Source organism: Arthrobacter sp. WCS2018Hpa-7 (genome assembly GCF_031843805.1).
GTDB lineage: Bacteria > Actinomycetota > Actinomycetes > Actinomycetales > Micrococcaceae > Arthrobacter.
In genome coordinates this window covers 26,773-45,245 of record NZ_JAVTJB010000021.1, presented here as the reverse complement: position 1 = coordinate 45,245, position 18,473 = coordinate 26,773, and the positions used below count along the sequence as shown (strand labels likewise).

Sequence of the window (18,473 nt, the reverse complement as noted above, 5' to 3'; positions counted from 1 at the left end):
CACCGTGACACAGTCCCTGCCCAAGCTGCCAAGCCCGCCTTCCCTGCCCCAGTTGTCGTGGCTGCCCGAACCCGACACCGTCCAATCCCCGTTCACCGGCTGGACCCGCAACCACTGGGAAGCCACGGCTGACCACTGGCTGGAACACATCCGTGAATATTCCAGCCCGTTGAAGGCAAGTCCACGACTCCCTGGCCCTGTGACCCGCGACGGCGAGCGCAGGGAGGGTATGGAAACCATTGGCCGCAGCCTGCTGATGGCTGCGCCCCGGATCGCCGGAGCACGTGGCCAGGACCGGCTGGGTTTGGCGGCCTGGTACCGGGAGGCGTTGCTGGCGGGCACTGATCCTGACGGCCCGGAGAGTTGGCCTTTGGGCGTTACCTGCAAGTCTCCGTTGTTGGGGGTGACCAACTCGATCGTGGAGGCGGCCAACATCGCCTTCTCGCTCCACATCGCAAGGGAGTGGCTGTGGGAGCCGTTGGCGGCGGGGGAGAAGAAGCAGGTTGCCGACTGGTTGCGCCACCATGCCCGGCTTGAGGTGTGGGGCAACAACTGGCAGCTCTTTCCCGCCATGGCCGAGGGTTTCCTGCGTTCGGTGGGCGAGGACGTGTCGGGCTGCATTGGGGCGCGGAACGTGGCGCGGGTGGAGTCCTGGTACTTGGGTGATGGCTGGTACACGGATGGGCCGGAGCACTCAATCGACTACTACAACGCGTGGGCCATCCACCCCTATTTGTGGGCTTGGTATTCGATGACCGGTCGGCAGGACACCCCTGAAGGCCGCCGTCACTTGGAACGCTTGCGTGAGTTCGTAGGCACGCAGAGCCTGATGTTCGCCAGCGACGGCGCAGTGCTGCATGTCGGGCGATCCCTGGCGTACCGTACTGCTGTCCTCGCGGCACTGTGGTGTGCGGAAATCTCGGGTGTGAACCCGATGACCCCAGGGGCCACGCGTCGGCTCGCGTCAGGGGTACTGGCCAACTTCACCGCGAAAGGCGTTGGCGTTGATGGACCGCCGAACCTGGGCTGGTACGACGAGCACCTGGGATCCTGCCAGGCGTACAGCGGGTTCGGTTCGCCGTATCTGGCAGGCATTGGATTCCTTGGCTTGGCGCTGCCGCCGGAGCACAGGGTGTGGCAGGACGTGGAAGAGCCTCAGCCCACCGATGGACCGGCTGCGGTGCGGGTCTTGCCTGATATCGGCTGGACTATTAGCGCTGACGGCGGTCTGGTTCGGCTGACCAACCACGGCAGCGACCATAGTGGTCTGCCCGTGGGTGGCGGTACGGACCCCGACGATCCCCATTACGCCAAGTTCTCATATTCAACGCACACGGCGCCGGGTACGGGAACTGCGTGGGAGGACAACGTGGATGGTCACCTTGCTTTGTTGGGGTCCGACGGCGTGGCGAGCCGCCGGTGTTCCCTTCGCGCCACCCGCACGGAAGGACTCGCCAGCGGATCCGTCCACGTCCCACAGCAATATGGAAAGTCCCTCCCTGGGACGGCAGTCACCACCGTTTCCGTGGTGGACGGAATTCACGAGTTGCGGTGCCACTTGGTCCAGGGGCCCGCGGAGTATTCCGTCAGGGAGGGCGGACACTCGGTAGCCGGAGCCCAATCCGTGCAAGCAGGCTTAACCGGGGACACGGCATGGGTCAGCAACGGCGACGTTTTCGCGTCCGTCACCGCCGTGTATGGCTGGGCGGAGCCAAAGACCACCCGCTACACGGGAGCCAACGCCATGGGCGAGCACTCAGCTGTGCCGGCCCTGAGCGCGCAGCGCAGCACCAACGAAACAGTCCACATCGCGCTCCACACCCTGACCCGGGGCCAGGCTCCGGTGCCCGAAGCGCTCAAGGCGGCCGCCGCCGTCGTGGTTTCCGGTACTGAAGTGTTTGTCAGGTGGGCGGGTGGTGCCCAGCAAGCTTTTGATCTGCGCACGTTCGTGCCGTGGGATGGGCAGGTGGGAAAGTGATCGAGCTCAAGTACGGAGCTTCCCGGGCGGAACCCCGGCAAGATGCGGCCATGCAGCGATTCCGCGGTCACCGGGTTGGACAGTTCATCCACTGGGGCCTCTACTCGCTGCCAGCCGGCCGCTGGGAAGGTAAAGATGTCGAGTTCGCTGCTGAGTTCCTTCCGCGGGTTGCCAAGATTCCCCAGCAACGTTGGGAGGCCTTGGCGAATGACTTCACGCTGGCCGATTTCGACCCCGAGCGGTGGGCGGACACGGCGGTGGCCCTCGGCGCCCGCTACCTGACCATCACCACCAAGCACCACGACGGCTTCTGCTTATGGCCAAGCGCCCACACGGACTTCCACATGGGCAACACTCCTTCCGGGCGCGATGTCCTGGCAGAGCTCATTCAGGCCTATGAAGCCCGGGGGATTGACGTCAACTTCTACTACTCGGTGCTGGACTGGCGGCATCCGGACTGGCGCTTCACGTTGGAGAACGACGCCGACCATGCGGCTTTTGCGCGCTACCTGGACTTCGCGAAGAAGCAGTTGGAGGAACTGGCGGAACGGTATCCGAGCGTCAAGGGCTTCTGGTTCGATGGCACGTGGGACGAGTCCGTGAAAGCCAACGGGTGGTGGACCTGGGAAGTCGAGCGGATGCTGAAGGACCGGATTCCCGGCGTGGTGGTCAACAGCCGGCTCCGGGCGGACGACCTCGGCGCCCGGCACGTCGATTCCAACGGAGTCCTCATGGGCGACTACGAAAGTGGTTACGAGCGCAGGCTGCCGGAGCCGTGGGACAGCAGTGTGGCCGGGCGTGATTGGGAAGCCTGCATGACCATCCCGCAGGCCAGCTGGGGATATCACCAGGGACCATGGGCGCAGTCGACGGTGAAGCACCCTTGGGATGTGGTGGACATGATCGCCCACTGCACGTCACTGGGCGGCAACTTCCTCCTCAACTTCGGACCCCGCGGCGACGGCTCCATGGCTCCGGCCGAGATGGACATTGCCACCCATGTAGGAGAGTGGCTCTCAGCCCACGGGGAGGCGATCTACGGGTGCGGTTTCGCCGAGGGCTGGGACTATCCGGGGTGGGGGTACTTCACCCGCTCTAACGACGGCAACGTCTTCGCGATTGTCACGCGTGCTCCGGCATCCGGGCGGATCCGGCTGCAGTTGCCGGCCGGAATGGCCCTCACTGGCGTGAGGTTGGTGGGCTCCGGAAAGCACCCATTCAGACGGCTTGCGGACTCGCTGTTCGAGTTGGACATTGAGAGTGCCTCGGGTGCCGGGCCGCTCGTGTTCGCGCTGGAAGCCGGGACACTGGCCAGGCCGGCGTCCGAAAAGGAGCCCAACCCGGACGTGCTGGACTAGGGCTTCGCCTTTGAGTTCGCGGGAACGGTGCCAATTCGTCCGGAGAACTTCGGCGATCTGGCAGCTTTCCCGCGAATTCGGTGAGTGGGCGGGCCGGATTCAGGCGCCAGCAGCAGCCAGCCGGGCCTTCTTCTTCAGCACGGAGTTCTTCCGCGTGGTCCGCAGCATGTCGATGGTCAGCAGGATCAGTGCAAGCCACACGACGCAGAACCCGATCCAGCGGGCCGTGGTCATGGTCTCGTTGAACACCGTCAACGCCACGACGAACTGGAGGACCGGGGCAAAGTATTGCAGCAGCCCGATGGTGGTCATCGGCAAGCGGCGGGCTGAGGCACCGAAGAACAGCAAGGGCACCGCAGTGATGACACCCGAGGCCACCAGCAACCAGAAGTGGCCGGCGCCCAGTGTGGTGAGTGTTTGAACGCCCGTCACGCCCAGGACCACCATGGTGATGACGGCGAAGGGGGCCAGCACTACGGTCTCCACGCTGAGGCTGGTGAGGGCGTCCACTTTGGGTCCAACACGCTTTTTGACGAAACCGTAGAGGCCGAAGCTGAAGGCGAGGATCAGAGCGATCCACGGAAGTTGGCCATAGGAGAAGGTCAGGACACCCACTGCGACGAAGCCGATGCCCACCGCAGCCCACTGCAGGGGACGCAGCTTTTCCTTGAGGACAAAGACGCCCAAAAGGACTGAGACCAACGGATTGATGAAGTAGCCCAGAGACGTCTCAACGGCGTGGCCGGTGGTGACCCCGAAAGTGTAGGTGAGCCAGTTGATGGCGATCAGGCCCGCTGCCAAGGCCAGGGGGCCGAACACGCTGCGGTCCTTCACCGCGGCACCGAAAACCCGCCAGGCCCGGGTGATGGTGATAAGCAGTGCGCAGAAGATCAGGGACCAGACAATCCGGTTCGCCACGATTTCGACTGCGCTGGCCGGCATCAGGACGAAGAAGTACAGAGGAAGAAGGCCCCACAGGCCATAGGCGCCGATACCGAAGAGGATGCCCGCTGTCGACTCGCTCCGCACGGGCTTGCCGGATCCGGCGCTACGTTTGCCGACGCCGCCGGTACTTTGCCCGCCGTCCCCGACTGCCGTCGTCGTGGGCTGGCTTGAAGAGGAAGAGCTGGCAGCTATCTGATCCGGAGTCGACACATTGTCGCCAACACCATGCAGGCACGCAATATTCCGCAATCTTGGTGAATTTCCGTGACTCCTGCCATATAAGCGGCCGGGCGTGGGGTGGACCTCTAGAATTGGAATCTGCGCGCCCCAACAACGGCGTGGCTCACTGCTTCGGAAGGGCTAACGGTGTCCAACTCAGCCGCAACCACCCCCCAACGTCCGCTTCGCGTTGCCATCGTTGGGGCAGGCCCCGCCGGCGTGTACGCCGCGGATATCCTGACCAAATCCAACGTGGTCAAGGACGGCGAAGTCGAGGTCAGCATTGACCTCTTCGAGGCATACCCGGCGCCGTACGGGCTGATCCGCTACGGCGTGGCTCCCGATCATCCGCGCATCAAGGGCATCGTCAACGCGTTGCACAAGGTCCTGGATCGCGGCGATATCCGGTTCCTGGGCAACGTGACCTACGGCAGGGACCTGACGCTCCACGACTTCCGGGCCTTCTACGACGCCGTGATTTTCTCCACCGGCGCCATCAAGGACGCGGACCTGAACATCCCGGGGGTCGAACTGGAGGGCTCCTTCGGCGGCGCCGACTTCGTTTCCTGGTACGACGGACACCCGGACGTTCCCCGGGACTGGCCGCTGGACGCCCAAGAGATCGCGGTGATCGGCAACGGCAACGTGGCCTTGGACGTGGCCCGGATGCTGGTCAAGCACCCGGAGGAATTACTGGTTACGGAGATCCCGGACAATGTCTTCGGCGGGCTGAAGAAGTCTCCGGTCACCGACGTCCATGTCTTCGGTCGCCGTGGCCCGGCACAGGTGAAATTCACCCCCTTGGAACTGCGCGAACTGTCCCACTGCAAGGACGTGGACATTGTCCTGTACCCGGAGGACTTCGAGTTTGACGAGGCCTCGGATGAAGCCATCAAGTCCAACAACCAGATCAAGACCATGGTCAACACCATGACCAACTGGCTGGTGGAAGAGCACGCCGAATCCGAGCAGCCTTCCTCCCGACGCCTACACCTGCACTTCCTGCACAGCCCCGTGGAGATCCTCGATTCGCCGGAAACTCCCGGCAAGGTCTCGGGGATCAAATTCGAGCGCATGCAGCTGGACGGAACGGGCAACGTCAAGGGAACGGGCGAATTCATCGAATACCCGGTGCAGTCCGTCTACCGTGCCATCGGCTATCACGGTTCCCCGCTGGAGGAGCTTGAGTACGATGCCCGCCGCGGCGTCATACCGAACGACGGCGGTCGCGTCCTGGGTGCCGATGGCGAGCCCGTTCCGGGAATCTATGCCACCGGCTGGATCAAGCGCGGACCGGTGGGACTGATCGGCCACACCAAGGGCGATGCCTTGGAGACCATTGGTTTCCTCCTCGAAGACAGGCTCAATCTGCCCCCGGCCGAAAACCCTGATCCGCAGGCCATCATCGATCTCCTTGAGGAGCGCGGCATCGAGTACACCACCTGGGAAGGCTGGAACCGGCTGGATGCCCACGAAGCCGCATTGGGTGCTGCGTGGTCCGCCGGCGAAGGCGACGGAGACGGTGTGGTCCGTGAGCGCATCAAGGTTGTTCCGCGCGAGGAAATGATCCGGATCTCCCGCGGCTGACATTCTCCAGTCCCCGAACTAGACTTCACCGTACTGTCCCGCCCAGCACACGTGCAGAGCATTGTTGATGCGGACTACCAGGGAGTTCGATGAGGAATCCAATCCATCCGTCTGTTCCAGGCAGCGAAGCCGCGGCGCTGGTGCAGAAGCGTGCCCTGATGGGCCACGAGCGTTTGGACTCCCTCCGTCCCGGAACCACCCAGGACGGAATCACCCACGACATCGTGGGTCTCCGCCGGTTGGTGCGTGAGTCTTGGCAGCGTTCGGCCAGCCTGCAAGCCAATCCCGACGTCGCTGAGGCTCCCCTCGCGATGGACCAGGACGAGCTGGAGGAATACCGCCGGCAGCATCCGCTGGCCACCATCATGCCCGTGATCAAGAAGTTGCTGGTCCAACCCAGCCATGACAGCGGCCTGTTGGTGGCGGTGGGCGACGACGTCGGCCGGCTTCTGTGGGTAGATGGCGACCCGGTGATGCAGCGCCGCGCTGAAAGCATGATGTTCGTGGCGGGCGCCGACTGGTCCGAAGCCTCCGTGGGCACCAGCGCACCCGGCACGGCACTCGCCCTGGACCGCAGCATCCAGATCTCCGGCGCAGAACACTTCAAACGCTCGGTCCACCCGTGGAGTTGCACCGCGGTTCCCTTCCATGACCCCGACTCCGGGGCGGTGCTGGGCGTCGTGGACATCACCGGCACCGAAACTGCCGTGGCCGCCCACACTCTTTCCCTGGTGGAGGCAACAGTTGCCGCAGCCCAGGCGCAACTGCGCATCGAACGCCTGACGCTGGCCGCAGCGGTTCGTGAGAAGCCTCGACGCCGGAGCGCGGCTGCCACCTCCAGCCATGCTCTGTACCGGAACAGCCTGCAGCTCCTGGGCCGGGACCAGGCCCTGCTCAGCATTGATGGCAGGACGGTGTCCTTGTCCGCACGGCACAGCGAAATCCTGGCCATCCTGGGCAGCCACCCCGACGGGCTCAGTGCTGACGACCTCTGCGCCCAGCTGTACCCCGGAGACGGCTACTCGGCCACCTTGCGGGCCGAGATGGTGCGGCTCCGCAAAGTGATCCAGGAGCTCAGCCCGGACGCGGTTCCCCAGTCCCGGCCCTACCGTTTGCCCGTCGAATTGCTTCCCGACTCCGGCCAGGTCCTCAACTGCCTGCAACGTGGCGCCCACCGCATCGCCCTGGAAATCTACAAAGGTGCGGTCCTGCCACGCTCGGAGGCGCCCGGCGTCGTGCAGTTGCGTGAAAAGGTTTCGCACCTGCTGCGCGAGGCGCTGCTCAGCGACGGCAGCGTCGATTCCCTCCTCAAGTACGCTGAGCTGCCGGAGGCGAAGTACGACGTCGACCTCCGCCTTGCCGTCCTCAAGCTGCTGCCGCCCCGCTCACCCAAGCGGGCCGCCGTCGTGGCCGATCTTGAACGGATCGATACTGAACTCACCGCGTGAGGTGACTCACATGGTTGCAACGTAGCTGCAACCTCCCCGCTCTTAGGCTCGGATCAATGGCGACAGCCACCGCGATTCGCAGCAAAGGAGCTAGCAATGACTGTTTACGCACAGCCGGGTGCCGAGGGTTCGAAGGTCACGTTCAAGGACCGCTATGAGAACTGGATCGGCGGAGAATGGGTTGCACCAGTCAAGGGCGCCTATTTTGAGAACATCACCCCCGTCACGGGCAAGGCTTTCTGCGAAGTTGCCCGCGGCACCTCCGAGGACATCGAGCTGGCGTTGGACGCCGCCCACAAGATTGCACCTTCCTGGGGAAAGACCTCCGCCACCGAGCGCGCGGCAATCCTCAACAAGATCGCAGACCGTATTGACGAGAATGTGGAGTTGCTCGCCGTCGCGGAAACCTGGGACAACGGCAAGCCAGTCCGCGAGACCCTGAACGCCGACATCCCGTTGGCGGCCGACCACTTCCGCTACTTCGCCTCCGCTGTCCGTGCCCAGGAGGGCCACCTCTCGCAGCTGGACGAGGACACCACCGCCTACCACTTCAAGGAACCGCTGGGCGTTGTTGGCCAGATCATCCCGTGGAACTTCCCCATCCTCATGGCCGTGTGGAAGCTGGCCCCCGCGCTCGCCGCCGGTAACGCCGTAGTCCTCAAGCCTGCCGAGCAGACGCCCACGTCCATCCTGGTCCTCATGGAACTCATCGGCGATCTCCTCCCTGCCGGTGTGGTGAACGTGGTCAACGGCTTTGGCGTAGAAGCCGGCAAGCCGCTCGCGTCAAGCTCACGCATCCGCAAGATCGCTTTCACGGGCGAGACCACCACAGGGCGGCTCATCAGCCAGTACGCGTCCAACAACCTGATTCCCGTCACCCTGGAACTGGGTGGCAAGAGCCCCAACATCTTCTTCGACGACGTAGCGGCCCAGAACGACGCCTTCTACGACAAAGCCCAGGAAGGTTTCACGCTTTTTGCCTTCAACCAAGGCGAAGTCTGCACCTGCCCCTCCCGTGCGCTGGTTCAGGAAGGCATCTATGACTCTTTCATGACGGACGTCGTGGCCCGCACCAACAAGATCATCCAGGGCAACCCGTTGGATACCGACACCCAGGTTGGCGCGCAGGCATCGAATGACCAGTTGGAGAAGATCCTGTCCTACATCGACATCGGAAAGCAGGAGGGCGCCAAGCTGCTCACCGGTGGTGCCCGGGCCGAGCTGTCCGGTGACCTGGCAGGGGGCTACTACGTCCAGCCCACCATTTTCGAAGGCCACAACCGGATGCGCGTCTTCCAGGAGGAGATCTTCGGCCCGGTAGTGTCCGTCACCAAGTTCAGCGACTACAACGACGCCATCGGCATCGCCAACGACACCCTCTACGGCCTGGGTGCCGGAGTCTGGTCGCGCAACGGAAATGTCGCCTACCGCGCGGGCCGGGAAATCCAGGCCGGACGCGTGTGGGTCAACAACTACCACGCCTACCCGGCAGGTGCCGCCTTCGGTGGTTACAAGTCCTCAGGTATTGGCCGTGAGAACCACGCCATGATGCTGGACCACTACCAGCAGACCAAAAACCTCCTGGTCAGCTACAACGAAAACAAGCTCGGCTTCTTCTAAGAGTTTTTGTGCAGCAGATGCCCTTTTGGAGCGGTCTTAGGGGCATCAGCTGTACAAGAACTCCCATCATTCGTACAGATCAAAGGAGATCGTCAATGACCACCATGCAAGCTGCAGTAGTTACGGAATTCGGAACCGACCTTAAGGTCATGGAAGTGGAACGCCCGACGCCGGGTCCCGGCCAGGCGCTGGTCCGCCTCATTACCTCGGGGGTATGTCATACCGACCTGCACGCCGCCGAGGGCGACTGGCCGGTCAAGCCGACGCCACCCTTTATCCCGGGCCATGAAGGTGTGGGAGAGGTAGTGGCCGTTGGCGAAGGCGTCACGGACGTTGCCATTGGCCAGTTGGTGGGCAACGCCTGGCTGTGGTCTGCCTGCGGGGACTGCCAGTACTGCCGGACCGGGTGGGAGACCCTGTGTGAGTCGCAGGAGAACGGCGGCTACAGCGTGGACGGCTCGTTTGGCGAATACATGCTGGTGGATACGCGTTTTGCGGCGCGGATTCCCGAAGGCTCGGACCCGGTGGAAGTTGCTCCGGTGCTGTGTGCCGGAGTCACCGTGTACAAGGGCCTGAAAATGACAGAGACCAGGCCCGGCCAGTGGGTCACCATCTCCGGCATCGGCGGCTTGGGGCATATCGCGGTGCAGTACGCGGTGGCCATGGGGCTTCGCGTCGTTGCCGTGGACATTGCAGACGACAAGCTGGCTCTCGCCCGCGAGCACGGCGCCGAACTGACGGTCAACGCCCTGCACGAGGACCCGGCGGAAGTCATTCAGCGGGAAACCGGCGGTTGCCACGGGGTGCTGGTGACGGCTGTGCATCCTTCGGCCTTTGGACAAGCGATCGGTATGGCACGTCGTGGCGGAACGATTGTCTTCAACGGGTTGCCACCAGGCGACTTCCCTGCGCCGATCTTCGAGATCGTCCTCAAGGGCCTCACGGTCCGCGGTTCGATTGTGGGAACACGCCAGGACCTTGAGGAGGCCTTGGAGTTCTACGCCCAGGGAAAGATCAAGCCGACGGTCTCTACCAGGGAACTCTCCGAAGTCAACGCGGTTTTTGACGAGATGAAGCACGCCAAGATCGACGGCCGTGTGGTGCTGAAGTTCTGATGAACAACATCAGCTTGGAAGCCGCGGTGACGTTGCCTGGGGAGAATTTCTCCCGGGTGGCGCTCACCGCGGTGTCCGTGGAACTGCTCCACAAGCTCTGGAAGCAGCACGGGCCGCTCATGTTCCATCAGTCGGGCGGCTGCTGCGACGGCTCTGCCCCCATGTGCTTTCCGGCGGGGGAGTTCCTGACCGGTGATTCCGATGTCCTCCTCGGTACGTTCGATATCGGAGCCGGAGGGGAGCCGCAGCCGCTCGACTTTTGGATGTCCAAGGAGCAGTTCAACTACTGGTCCCACACCCATCTGACGGTGGATGTAGTGGACGGCCGCGGCAGTGGATTCTCGGTGGAATCACCCGAGGGCAAACGGTTCCTGATCCGTTCCACCCTCATGGACTGGGACGTCCCAAGCTTTTGACCTGATGTGACGGGGGCAACGCGTCCCCGTCACACCAGCCACAGCAGCCACGCCTATTCCGGGGTCGTCTCACTATCTGGGATAAATATGGCCGTCCATTGGCCGGACACTATTCTTGATGAGTCCTATACCACTCCCATCCAGAATGTGGCATTTTTATGAACATTTTCAGGACCAAGTCAATCGAGCAGTCGATCGCCGATGCCGACGAACCCGGTCGCAAGCTCAAGCGCAGCTTGAGCACCTGGGACCTCATGATCATGGGCGTCGCCGTTGCTGTCGGCGCCGGCATCTTCTCGGTAGGCGCCAAGGCTGCTGCAAACTTTGCCGGCCCCGCCGTCACCATTTCCTTCGCCATCGCCGCTGTCACGTGTGCTTTGGCCATCATGTGCTACGCCGAATTCGCTACAGCGATCCCCGTGGCCGGCTCCGCCTACGTGTTCACGTACGCCACCATGGGCGAGGTCCTGGCATGGATCATCGGCTGGAACCTCATCCTCGAACTCTTCACCGCCGCTGCCGTGATCGCCAAGTACTGGGGAATTTACCTCAGTACGGTCTTTGGCCTGATGGGCGTGGAGATGCCACCGTCAATCCAGGTCGCCGGCATTGACCTCTACTGGGGTGCTTTCCTCATTGTCGCGATCTTCACCGTGCTGCTGGTGCTGGGGACAAAGTTGTCCGCCCGCGTCGGCAACGTCTTCACGCTGATCAAAATCGCCGTGGTGCTGTTCGTGATTGTGGTTGGCTTCAGCTACGTGAAGTTCTCCAACTACACCCCCTTCGTCCCGGCCTCTGAGCCCACCGATTCCGGTGCCGCCGACGTCATGAAGCAGTCCTTCTTCGGCTTCCTCACAGGCGCCGCTCCGGCCCAGTACGGAACGCTGGGCGTCTTCGCCGGCGCAGCCCTGGTCTTCTTCGCCTTCATCGGCTTCGACGTGGTTGCAACCTCCGCGGAAGAGGTCAAGAACCCGCAGAAGACCCTTCCGCGCGGCATCTTTGGTGGCCTTGCCGTAGTGACGCTGCTGTACATCCTGGTCTCCCTTGCGCTGACCGGCATGGTTTCCTACACGCAATTGGCCGAGGTGAAGAACCCCACCCTCACCACAGCTTTCGAGGCCGTGGGCAACACGGATGCTGCCAAGGTCATCGCCTTCGGTTCCTTGGTGGGCTTGACCACCGTGATCATGGTGCTGCTCATGGGCCTGTCCCGTGTGGTCCTTGCCATGAGCCGCGACGGACTCCTGCCGCGCTCGCTGTCCAAGACCAGCGAAAAGCGTTCCACTCCGGCCCGTTTGCAGATCATCTGTGGCGCAGCGGTGGCCGTAGTGGCAGGTGTCACCAAGGTGGACTTGCTCGAGGAAATGATCAACATCGGAACGCTCTCCGCGTTCGTGATGGTGAGCCTGGGCATCCTGGTGCTGCGCAAGAAGCGTCCGGACCTGAAGCCAGCTTTCCGTGTCCCGTTCGGCAAGGTCCTGCCGTGGGTCTCCGCTGTGCTCTGCTTCTACTTGATGACCAACCTTGCTGTTGAAACCTGGATCTTCTTCGCGATCTGGTTGGTCATTGGCATGGGCATTTACTTCGCCTACGGCCAGCGCCACTCACGGCTGAACGAGAAGTTCGCTGCGGCCAAGGCCTCCGTGAACGCTGCTCCGGAAAGCCGCCAGGTCGACGGCGACGAGGACGAAGACAGCTACACGAAGGTCTAAACCAATCGCTGCAGCTTGTCAGACAGCTGCACTTACTGGCTCCAGAAGTCAGCTTCATGAAGCGCCCGGGAACCATCGGTTTCCGGGCGCTTTTGCGTCCTCTAGCCAGCACCAGTGCGGTTACGGCGCCGCATGCTGACCGACCCATTCCACCAGCGGCCTCAGCACTTCCCATCGGGCAGCGATCTCGTCACGGGCTGCGGGAGTGGACAACCACTCCGGCTGACCCACCTCTACGCTCGCTGACAAGGACTTGTGCTTGAGCAGCTCGGCGCGTGGATGGTCCTTGTCCAATCCACGTGGAACGGTTTTGAGTTTCTCGCCCTCAATGGCGAAGCCCGACGCTGCCACCGCGTCAACGATTTCCTGGAGCTCCAATCCACTGTCCGGAGCATCCACTGCGGCCCGGAACCGCGCCAGCTGCGCCGGAGTGTGCGAGTGGTAGCCCCCGCCGATCAGCAGGCCATCCGCACTGATCTGGACGTAGTAGCCAACGCCCTCCTGCGTGGCGGCAAAGGCACCTTGGGCAGTCTTGTACGGCGACTTGTCCTGGGAGAACCGGATGTCCCGGTTGGGGCGAAAAATCTTGGCCGGCCCGAACTGCGGCTCCAACTCTGAAAGGAGAGCTGTCAGCGGCTCCTTGACCTCGGCGTCGTACGTCTCTTTATGCTCCAGCCACCACTCACGGTTGTTGTTCTCTTCAAGCTCAGCGTAAAAGCGGAATGCGGCAGTAGTGATGCCTTCGAATGTGCTCATAGAAGGATCCTAAGGACGCCACTGCCGGCCAAACCATAGGCCACCAGTGCTATGTGGAAAACAAAAAGATCACCCCGCCGCGGAGATCCGCAGCGGGGTGATCAGGAAATGCAGTCGAGCAAAGACGCTTAGAGCTTGTTGGCTGCTTCGGCGTCGGACTCGGTCTGGCCTGCACCGAGGTTGGCACGGAGCTTGGCACCGAGCTCGGAGTCAACGTTGGTCCAGTACTGGATTGCGCGTTCCTTGATGTCGGCGGTCTTCACGCCGCCAACGGCACCGGTGATGGTTTCCAGGAGGCGGGCCTTGGCAGCGTCGTCGTAGACCTCGCGGTACAGGGTGCCGGCCTGGCCGAAGTCGTCGTCCTCAGCGTGCAGGGTGTGGGCGGAGAGGGTGAGCTCGCCGTCGTTCTCCCAGCCGCCGGCCGGGGAAGTGGGCTCAACAGCAGCCGGGCCACCAACAGAGTTCGGTGCGTACACCGGGGTGGAGGGGGAGTTGAACAGGAAACGACCCTGGCCATCCTGGCTGTAGTTGTTGACCTGGTTCTTGGGCTGGTTCACCGGGATCTGGGCGTGGTTGGTACCCACGCGGTAACGGTGTGCATCGGCGTAGGAGAAGATGCGGGCCTGCAGCATCTTGTCCGGGGAAGCGGCAATACCCGGAACGAAGTTCGACGGCGCGAAGGTGGCCTGCTCGATCTGCGCGAAGTAGTTCTCCGGGTTCTTGTTCAGCTCCATGGTGCCCACGTGGATCAGCGGGTAGTCAGAGTGCGGCCACACCTTGGTGAGGTCGAACGGGTTGAAGCGGTACGTCTTGGCGTCCTCGTAAGGCATGACCTGGACGTGCAGTTCCCAGGAGGGGAAGTTGCCGTCGGCGATGTTTTCCTGGAGGTCGCGGATGTAGAAGTCTGCATCCGAGCCGGCCAGCTGCTCAGCCTGGTCACCGGTGATGGTCTTGACGCCCTGGTTGGACTTGAAGTGGTACTTGACCCAGAAACGCTCGCCGGCGGCGTTGATCCACTGGTAGGTGTGCGAGCCGTAGCCCTGCATTTCACGCCAGGAAGCCGGGAGGCCGCGGTCGCCCATGAGCCAGGTGACCTGGTGTGCGGACTCGGGGGAGAGGGTCCAGAAGTCCCACTGCATGTCAGCGTCACGCAGGTGGCTGCCCGGGAGGCGCTTCTGGGAGTGGATGAAGTCCGGGAACTTGATGCCGTCGCGGATGAAGAAGACGGGGGTGTTGTTGCCAACGAGGTCGTAGTTGCCCTCGGAGGTGTAGAACTTCACTGCGAAACCGCGGGGGTCGCGCCAGGTGTCGGGAGAACCGTTCTCGCCCGCAACAGAGGAGAAACGGATCAGCATGTCCGTCTCGGTGCCCGGCTGCAGGAAGGCTGCCTTGGTGTAGGCCGAAACGTCCGAGGTGGTCTTGAACGTACCGAAAGCGCCGCCACCCTTGGCGTGCACTACACGCTCCGGGACCCGCTCGCGGTTGAACTGTGCGAGCTTTTCCACCAGGTAGTGGTCGGTGAGGATGATGGCACCGTCAGCGCCGACGGACTTCGAGTGCGCGTCGGAGGTAACGGGTGCACCTGACTGGGTTGTTGAAATAGCAGTCATTGTTCTCCTTTTTTCTTATTTCTGAGTTACGGAAGTTACGGGAAGCTGTTGTTTGGACTGGCAGTCCTGGCAGATGCCTTGGTACAGGACGTCTGCGATCTGGATGGTCATGGGCTTGGAATTCTCATCCCAGTGCGGTGTGAGGCACGGTGCGTGTCCCACGGCGCAATCCACGTCTTCGACCTTGCCGCAGCTGATGCACACGGCGTGATGGTGGTTGTCACCAACCCGGGTTTCGTAAAGCGCCGGGGAGTGCGGGGGTTCGAAACGGCGCAGCATCTGCAGGTCCGTCAGGTCGCTGAGCACTACGTAAACGGACTGCGCCGTCAGTTCAGGAAGCTCTTTGCGCGCAGCGGCAAGAATGCCTTCTGCCGGTGAATGCGGATGGTGCTGGACTGCGGCGAGCACTGCCAGCCGCTGTTTGGTCACACGCCGGCCGTGGGCATGCAGGGCGGCTGCCCATTCTGCTTGCTCGGCTGTGTGATCTGTCATGCATTTATTGAAACACTTATTTTGAGGAGTTCACAATAAGGCAAGGCTAACTTCAGGCAAATTTAAGAGGCCTTCCAAGGGATTGACCTGTTCGGCGGCTGAGCGGCCCACGGCATGGACCCGCAACGGAGCACCAGGCTCTTCGCCTTCCAAGGCAACACAACTGAATCCACTGGACCCACCGGTCGGCGGAAGAGCGGCCAGGGCTGCACCGATCGCCAACAACTCTGCCGGACGGACCTCGCTGATGGCTGCCAGCTTCCTGACAGGTTCCAGAACGGTGTGGCGTGGTCCCGCCTCCACCGCCCGGACCAGCGGACCGGGACCGGAAACAGGCTCGACGGCGGCACCGGCCACAGCGGCGGAGCCCACCACAGTCTCCGGCCTGGCCAGTCGCAGTGCCTCACGCATGGCGGCGTCTGTGGCTTCCATATCGTGGTCCGGTTCGCCCTTCCGGCGGTGCGCCGGAAGGGAAAGCTGGTGTCCCGGCGTCGTGGTTTCTCCGTCCCACCGCCCGAAAAGGTGGAACGTGGGCGTTGACGATTCCGCCACCGGCTCCCCGATTGCCGACCCCAAGGGATGCCATTGGTGGGCAAACATGATGGCGCACCGGGTGGCGCCCAGGACGTCGGCCAAAGCCGCACGGACCAGGTCGTGGCAGAAGAGCCAGTCGGCGGCGGAGGGGCGTGCGAACTCTGTTGACGGGTCCGAGAGCCTGATCAGCACATGCGCGGCAGTGAGAGGGTGACGTGGCCTGGCGATCTCCCAAAAGGCCGAACGGTACAGCAACTGTCGCGATGTGACCATGTCAACTCCTTCCCCCGGGTGAGCCTACCAAGCGGAGCGCCACAGGTGTGAGAGACCAAGCGGGGTGACGGGAGGCCGCCGGAAAGCTCGCTTAAGGTAGGACGGTGGCGAAACTACTGGCAGACATCACCCCGCTGAGGGAGAGCCCGGCATTCAGACGGCTCTGGCTGGGCGCATCCGTGGCTGCCATCGGTACCCAACTGACCTTGGTGGCAGTCAGCCTGGAGGTCTACGGGCTCACCCAGGAGAGCTTCTACGTGGGCCTTCTAGGTATCTTCGCGCTGGTTCCCTTGGTGTTCGCCGGACTCTACGGTGGGTCCATCTCGGACGCCTATGACCGCCGCAAAGTGGCCATCATCGCCTCCCTCGTCCTCTGGGCAACCACCGCGGGGCTCGCTCTGCAGGCATGGCTGGAGATCGGCAACATCTGGATCCTCTACGCACTGGTGGCAATTCAAAGTGGAGCACAGGGCATCAACGGTCCCGCCCGCAGCGCCATCATTCCGTTGCTGGTCCGTAAGGACCTGCTCCCTGCCGCCAACGCCCTGAGCATGCTGACCTTCGGCCTGTCCATGACCGCCGGACCGCTCCTGGCAGGCGTTCTGGTGGCGACCATCGGCTTCGGCTGGACTTACACGATCGATGTCATCAGCTTTACGTTCGCCCTCTGGGGCCTGTTCAAGCTTCCGGCCTTGCCGCCGTCCAAGGATGCCGTGCGGCCCGGGCTGCGATCCGTGGTGGAAGGATTCCGCTTCCTGGGTACCCGCCCCAACGTCCGCATGACGTTCATCATCGACCTCATCGCCATGATCTGCGCCCAACCGCGTGCTCTGATGCCTGCCATCGGGGCGGTCATGATCGGCGGAGGCGAAGCCACAGTGGGTGTACTGCTTGCGTCAACGGCCGTCGGTGCTTTCCTTGCCGGTCTGTTCTCCGGCCCGCTGGGCAGGGTGCGAAAACAGGGCAGTGCCGTGGTGTGGTCCGTGGTGGGCTGGGGAGCGTCCATTGCCGGTTTCGGGCTGGTGGTGCTGCTCGCGGGCGATGCAGGCCGCGACGGCGTGACCGCCTGGTTGGCCCCAGCAGCCTTCTGCTGTGCCCTGGCTGGCATTTCGGACTCTGTCAGCGCCGTATTCCGCACCACCATCCTCCAATCGGCCACGCCTGATCACCTGCGGGGCCGGCTGCAGGGAGTGTTCATTGTGGTGGTGGCGGGCGGTCCCCGCGTGGGGGACATGCTGGCCGGCGGCGTCACGCAGTTCCTGAGCGAAGGCGGCGTGCTGCTCCTGGGCGGGCTGCTATGCATCGTCCTGGCGTGGGTGGCTTCGCGACTCCAACCCGGGTTTGTTGCCTACGACGCCAAGCATCCGGTGCCCTAGCACTGCCGTGTCACACCACCACCGTAGGCTGGGAGCGGAACACGACGACCGGCGTCGGCGTTAATCCGTACAGAACCTGCTGGAGCCGACGGAAGAGGCAAGACAACAGTGCATCGACACAACAATGGACTCAAGACCGCGGCGCTGTTCGGTGTGTTGTGGGCGGTGTTGTTGGGTTTGGGTGCCATCATCGCAGCGGGAACGCGCAGCACTACGCCCATCTGGATCATGGCCTTGATCGGCGTCGGCACCACCGCCTACGGATACTGGAACAGCGACAAGATCGCCATCCGTTCCATGGCCGCCTACCCGGTCACCGAAGCCCAGGCCCCTCAGCTGTACCAGATCGTCAGGGAGCTCTCCGTCAGGGCCAACAAGCCAATGCCGCGGATCTATTTGTCGCCCACCATGACCCCCAACGCCTTTGCCACCGGCCGCAACCCCAAAAATGCCGCCGTGTGCTGCACCGAAGGAATCCTGCATCTGCTGGACGCACGTGAGCTCAGGGGAGTGTTGGGGCATGAACTGATGCACGTGTACAACCGCGACATCCTGACTTCGTCGGTGGCTGCTGCCGTGGCCGGAGTCATTACCTCCGTGGGGCAAATGCTGCTGATCTTCGGCAGCGGGGACCGACGCAACGCCAACCCGCTGGCCACGATCGCCATGGCATTGCTGGCGCCGTTCGCGGCTTCGCTGATCCAGATGGCCATCTCCCGCACTCGGGAGTACGACGCCGATGAGGACGGCGCCGAGCTCACCGGCGATCCGCTGGCACTCGCCTCAGCCCTGCGCAAGATCGAGTCCGGCGTCACCCAGCTGCCGCTCCCGCAGGACCAGAAGCTCGTCAACGCGTCGCATCTCATGATCGCCAACCCGTTCCGCGGCGGCGGCATGCGGCGGATGTTCTCCACCCACCCGCCCATGAAAGAACGGATCAGCCGCTTGGAACGGATGGCCGGCCGCCCGCTGTCCTAGGCCGCCCGCTGTTCTAGGTTCCCCACTGTCCTGGGTTCATTGTGAACCGGTCCGCC

General features: G+C 63.1%; 15 protein-coding genes. 10 read left to right on the top strand and 5 right to left on the bottom strand.

The genetic code is table 11. The features are described 5' to 3' along the window. Positions 1 to 4: 4 nt before the first annotated feature. Together RQH14_RS18775 and RQH14_RS18770 are read left to right on the top strand one after the other, a co-directional pair. On the top strand, positions 5 to 1,978 hold the full coding sequence (locus tag RQH14_RS18775; protein WP_311214645.1) for a DUF2264 domain-containing protein: 1,974 nt from the start codon (positions 5 to 7) through the stop codon (positions 1,976 to 1,978). Positions 1,979 to 2,028: 50 nt separating this feature from the next. Continuing rightward, positions 2,029 to 3,336, top strand: coding sequence for an alpha-L-fucosidase (locus tag RQH14_RS18770; protein WP_311214644.1), 1,308 nt, complete (start codon positions 2,029 to 2,031; stop codon positions 3,334 to 3,336). A 99-nt stretch (positions 3,337 to 3,435) separates the two neighbouring features. Here the strand turns inward: RQH14_RS18770 and rarD are convergent, their stop codons facing one another. Then, positions 3,436 to 4,530, bottom strand: coding sequence for an EamA family transporter RarD (gene rarD / locus RQH14_RS18765; RefSeq protein WP_311214643.1), 1,095 nt, complete (start codon positions 4,528 to 4,530; stop codon positions 3,436 to 3,438). A 117-nt stretch (positions 4,531 to 4,647) separates the two neighbouring features. Between rarD and RQH14_RS18760 the strand changes: the two genes are divergently transcribed. The 6 genes from RQH14_RS18760 to RQH14_RS18735 all read left to right on the top strand — a co-directional run bounded on the left by RQH14_RS18760 (position 4,648) and on the right by RQH14_RS18735 (position 12,398). Beyond that, complete coding sequence (locus RQH14_RS18760; RefSeq protein ID WP_311214642.1) at positions 4,648 to 6,087, top strand: FAD-dependent oxidoreductase; 1,440 nt, start codon at positions 4,648 to 4,650, stop codon at positions 6,085 to 6,087. 89 nt (positions 6,088 to 6,176) lie between these two features. Beyond that, on the top strand, positions 6,177 to 7,535 hold the full coding sequence (locus RQH14_RS18755) for a GAF domain-containing protein (RefSeq protein WP_311214641.1): 1,359 nt from the start codon (positions 6,177 to 6,179) through the stop codon (positions 7,533 to 7,535). A gap of 96 nt (positions 7,536 to 7,631) precedes the next feature. Beyond that, entirely contained in the window at positions 7,632 to 9,155 is a 1,524-nt protein-coding gene (locus RQH14_RS18750; RefSeq protein ID WP_311214640.1) for an aldehyde dehydrogenase family protein, read from the top strand. Between the two features lie 104 nt (positions 9,156 to 9,259). After that, positions 9,260 to 10,270 (top strand): alcohol dehydrogenase AdhP, encoded by a 1,011-nt coding sequence (gene adhP / locus RQH14_RS18745; protein ID WP_311214685.1) that lies wholly within the window; start codon positions 9,260 to 9,262, stop codon positions 10,268 to 10,270. Continuing rightward, on the top strand, positions 10,270 to 10,686 hold the full coding sequence (locus RQH14_RS18740; protein ID WP_311214639.1) for a DUF779 domain-containing protein: 417 nt from the start codon (positions 10,270 to 10,272) through the stop codon (positions 10,684 to 10,686). Before adhP ends, RQH14_RS18740 begins: the two co-directional genes overlap by 1 nt. A 158-nt stretch (positions 10,687 to 10,844) precedes the next feature. Then, complete coding sequence (locus RQH14_RS18735) at positions 10,845 to 12,398, top strand: amino acid permease (RefSeq protein ID WP_311214638.1); 1,554 nt, start codon at positions 10,845 to 10,847, stop codon at positions 12,396 to 12,398. Positions 12,399 to 12,518: 120 nt separating this feature from the next. Here the strand turns inward: RQH14_RS18735 and RQH14_RS18730 are convergent, their stop codons facing one another. From RQH14_RS18730 to RQH14_RS18715, 4 genes are all read right to left on the bottom strand, one after another. Continuing rightward, positions 12,519 to 13,154, bottom strand: coding sequence for a DUF2461 domain-containing protein (locus tag RQH14_RS18730; protein WP_311214637.1), 636 nt, complete (start codon positions 13,152 to 13,154; stop codon positions 12,519 to 12,521). A 128-nt stretch (positions 13,155 to 13,282) separates the two neighbouring features. Beyond that, the gene (locus tag RQH14_RS18725; RefSeq protein ID WP_311214636.1) at positions 13,283 to 14,764 is read right to left on the bottom strand and encodes a catalase; all 1,482 of its coding nucleotides are present in this window, start codon (positions 14,762 to 14,764) and stop codon (positions 13,283 to 13,285) included. Between the two features lie 15 nt (positions 14,765 to 14,779). Continuing rightward, the gene (locus RQH14_RS18720) at positions 14,780 to 15,256 is read right to left on the bottom strand and encodes a Fur family transcriptional regulator (RefSeq protein ID WP_017199873.1); all 477 of its coding nucleotides are present in this window, start codon (positions 15,254 to 15,256) and stop codon (positions 14,780 to 14,782) included. Between the two features lie 30 nt (positions 15,257 to 15,286). Continuing rightward, positions 15,287 to 16,063, bottom strand: coding sequence for a hypothetical protein (locus RQH14_RS18715; RefSeq protein ID WP_311214635.1), 777 nt, complete (start codon positions 16,061 to 16,063; stop codon positions 15,287 to 15,289). Positions 16,064 to 16,167: 104 nt separating this feature from the next. Between RQH14_RS18715 and RQH14_RS18710 the strand changes: the two genes are divergently transcribed. Then, entirely contained in the window at positions 16,168 to 17,439 is a 1,272-nt protein-coding gene (locus tag RQH14_RS18710) for an MFS transporter (protein ID WP_311214634.1), read from the top strand. A 108-nt stretch (positions 17,440 to 17,547) separates the two neighbouring features. After that, positions 17,548 to 18,417 (top strand): zinc metalloprotease HtpX, encoded by an 870-nt coding sequence (gene htpX / locus RQH14_RS18705; protein WP_311214633.1) that lies wholly within the window; start codon positions 17,548 to 17,550, stop codon positions 18,415 to 18,417. Positions 18,418 to 18,473 lie beyond the last annotated feature (56 nt).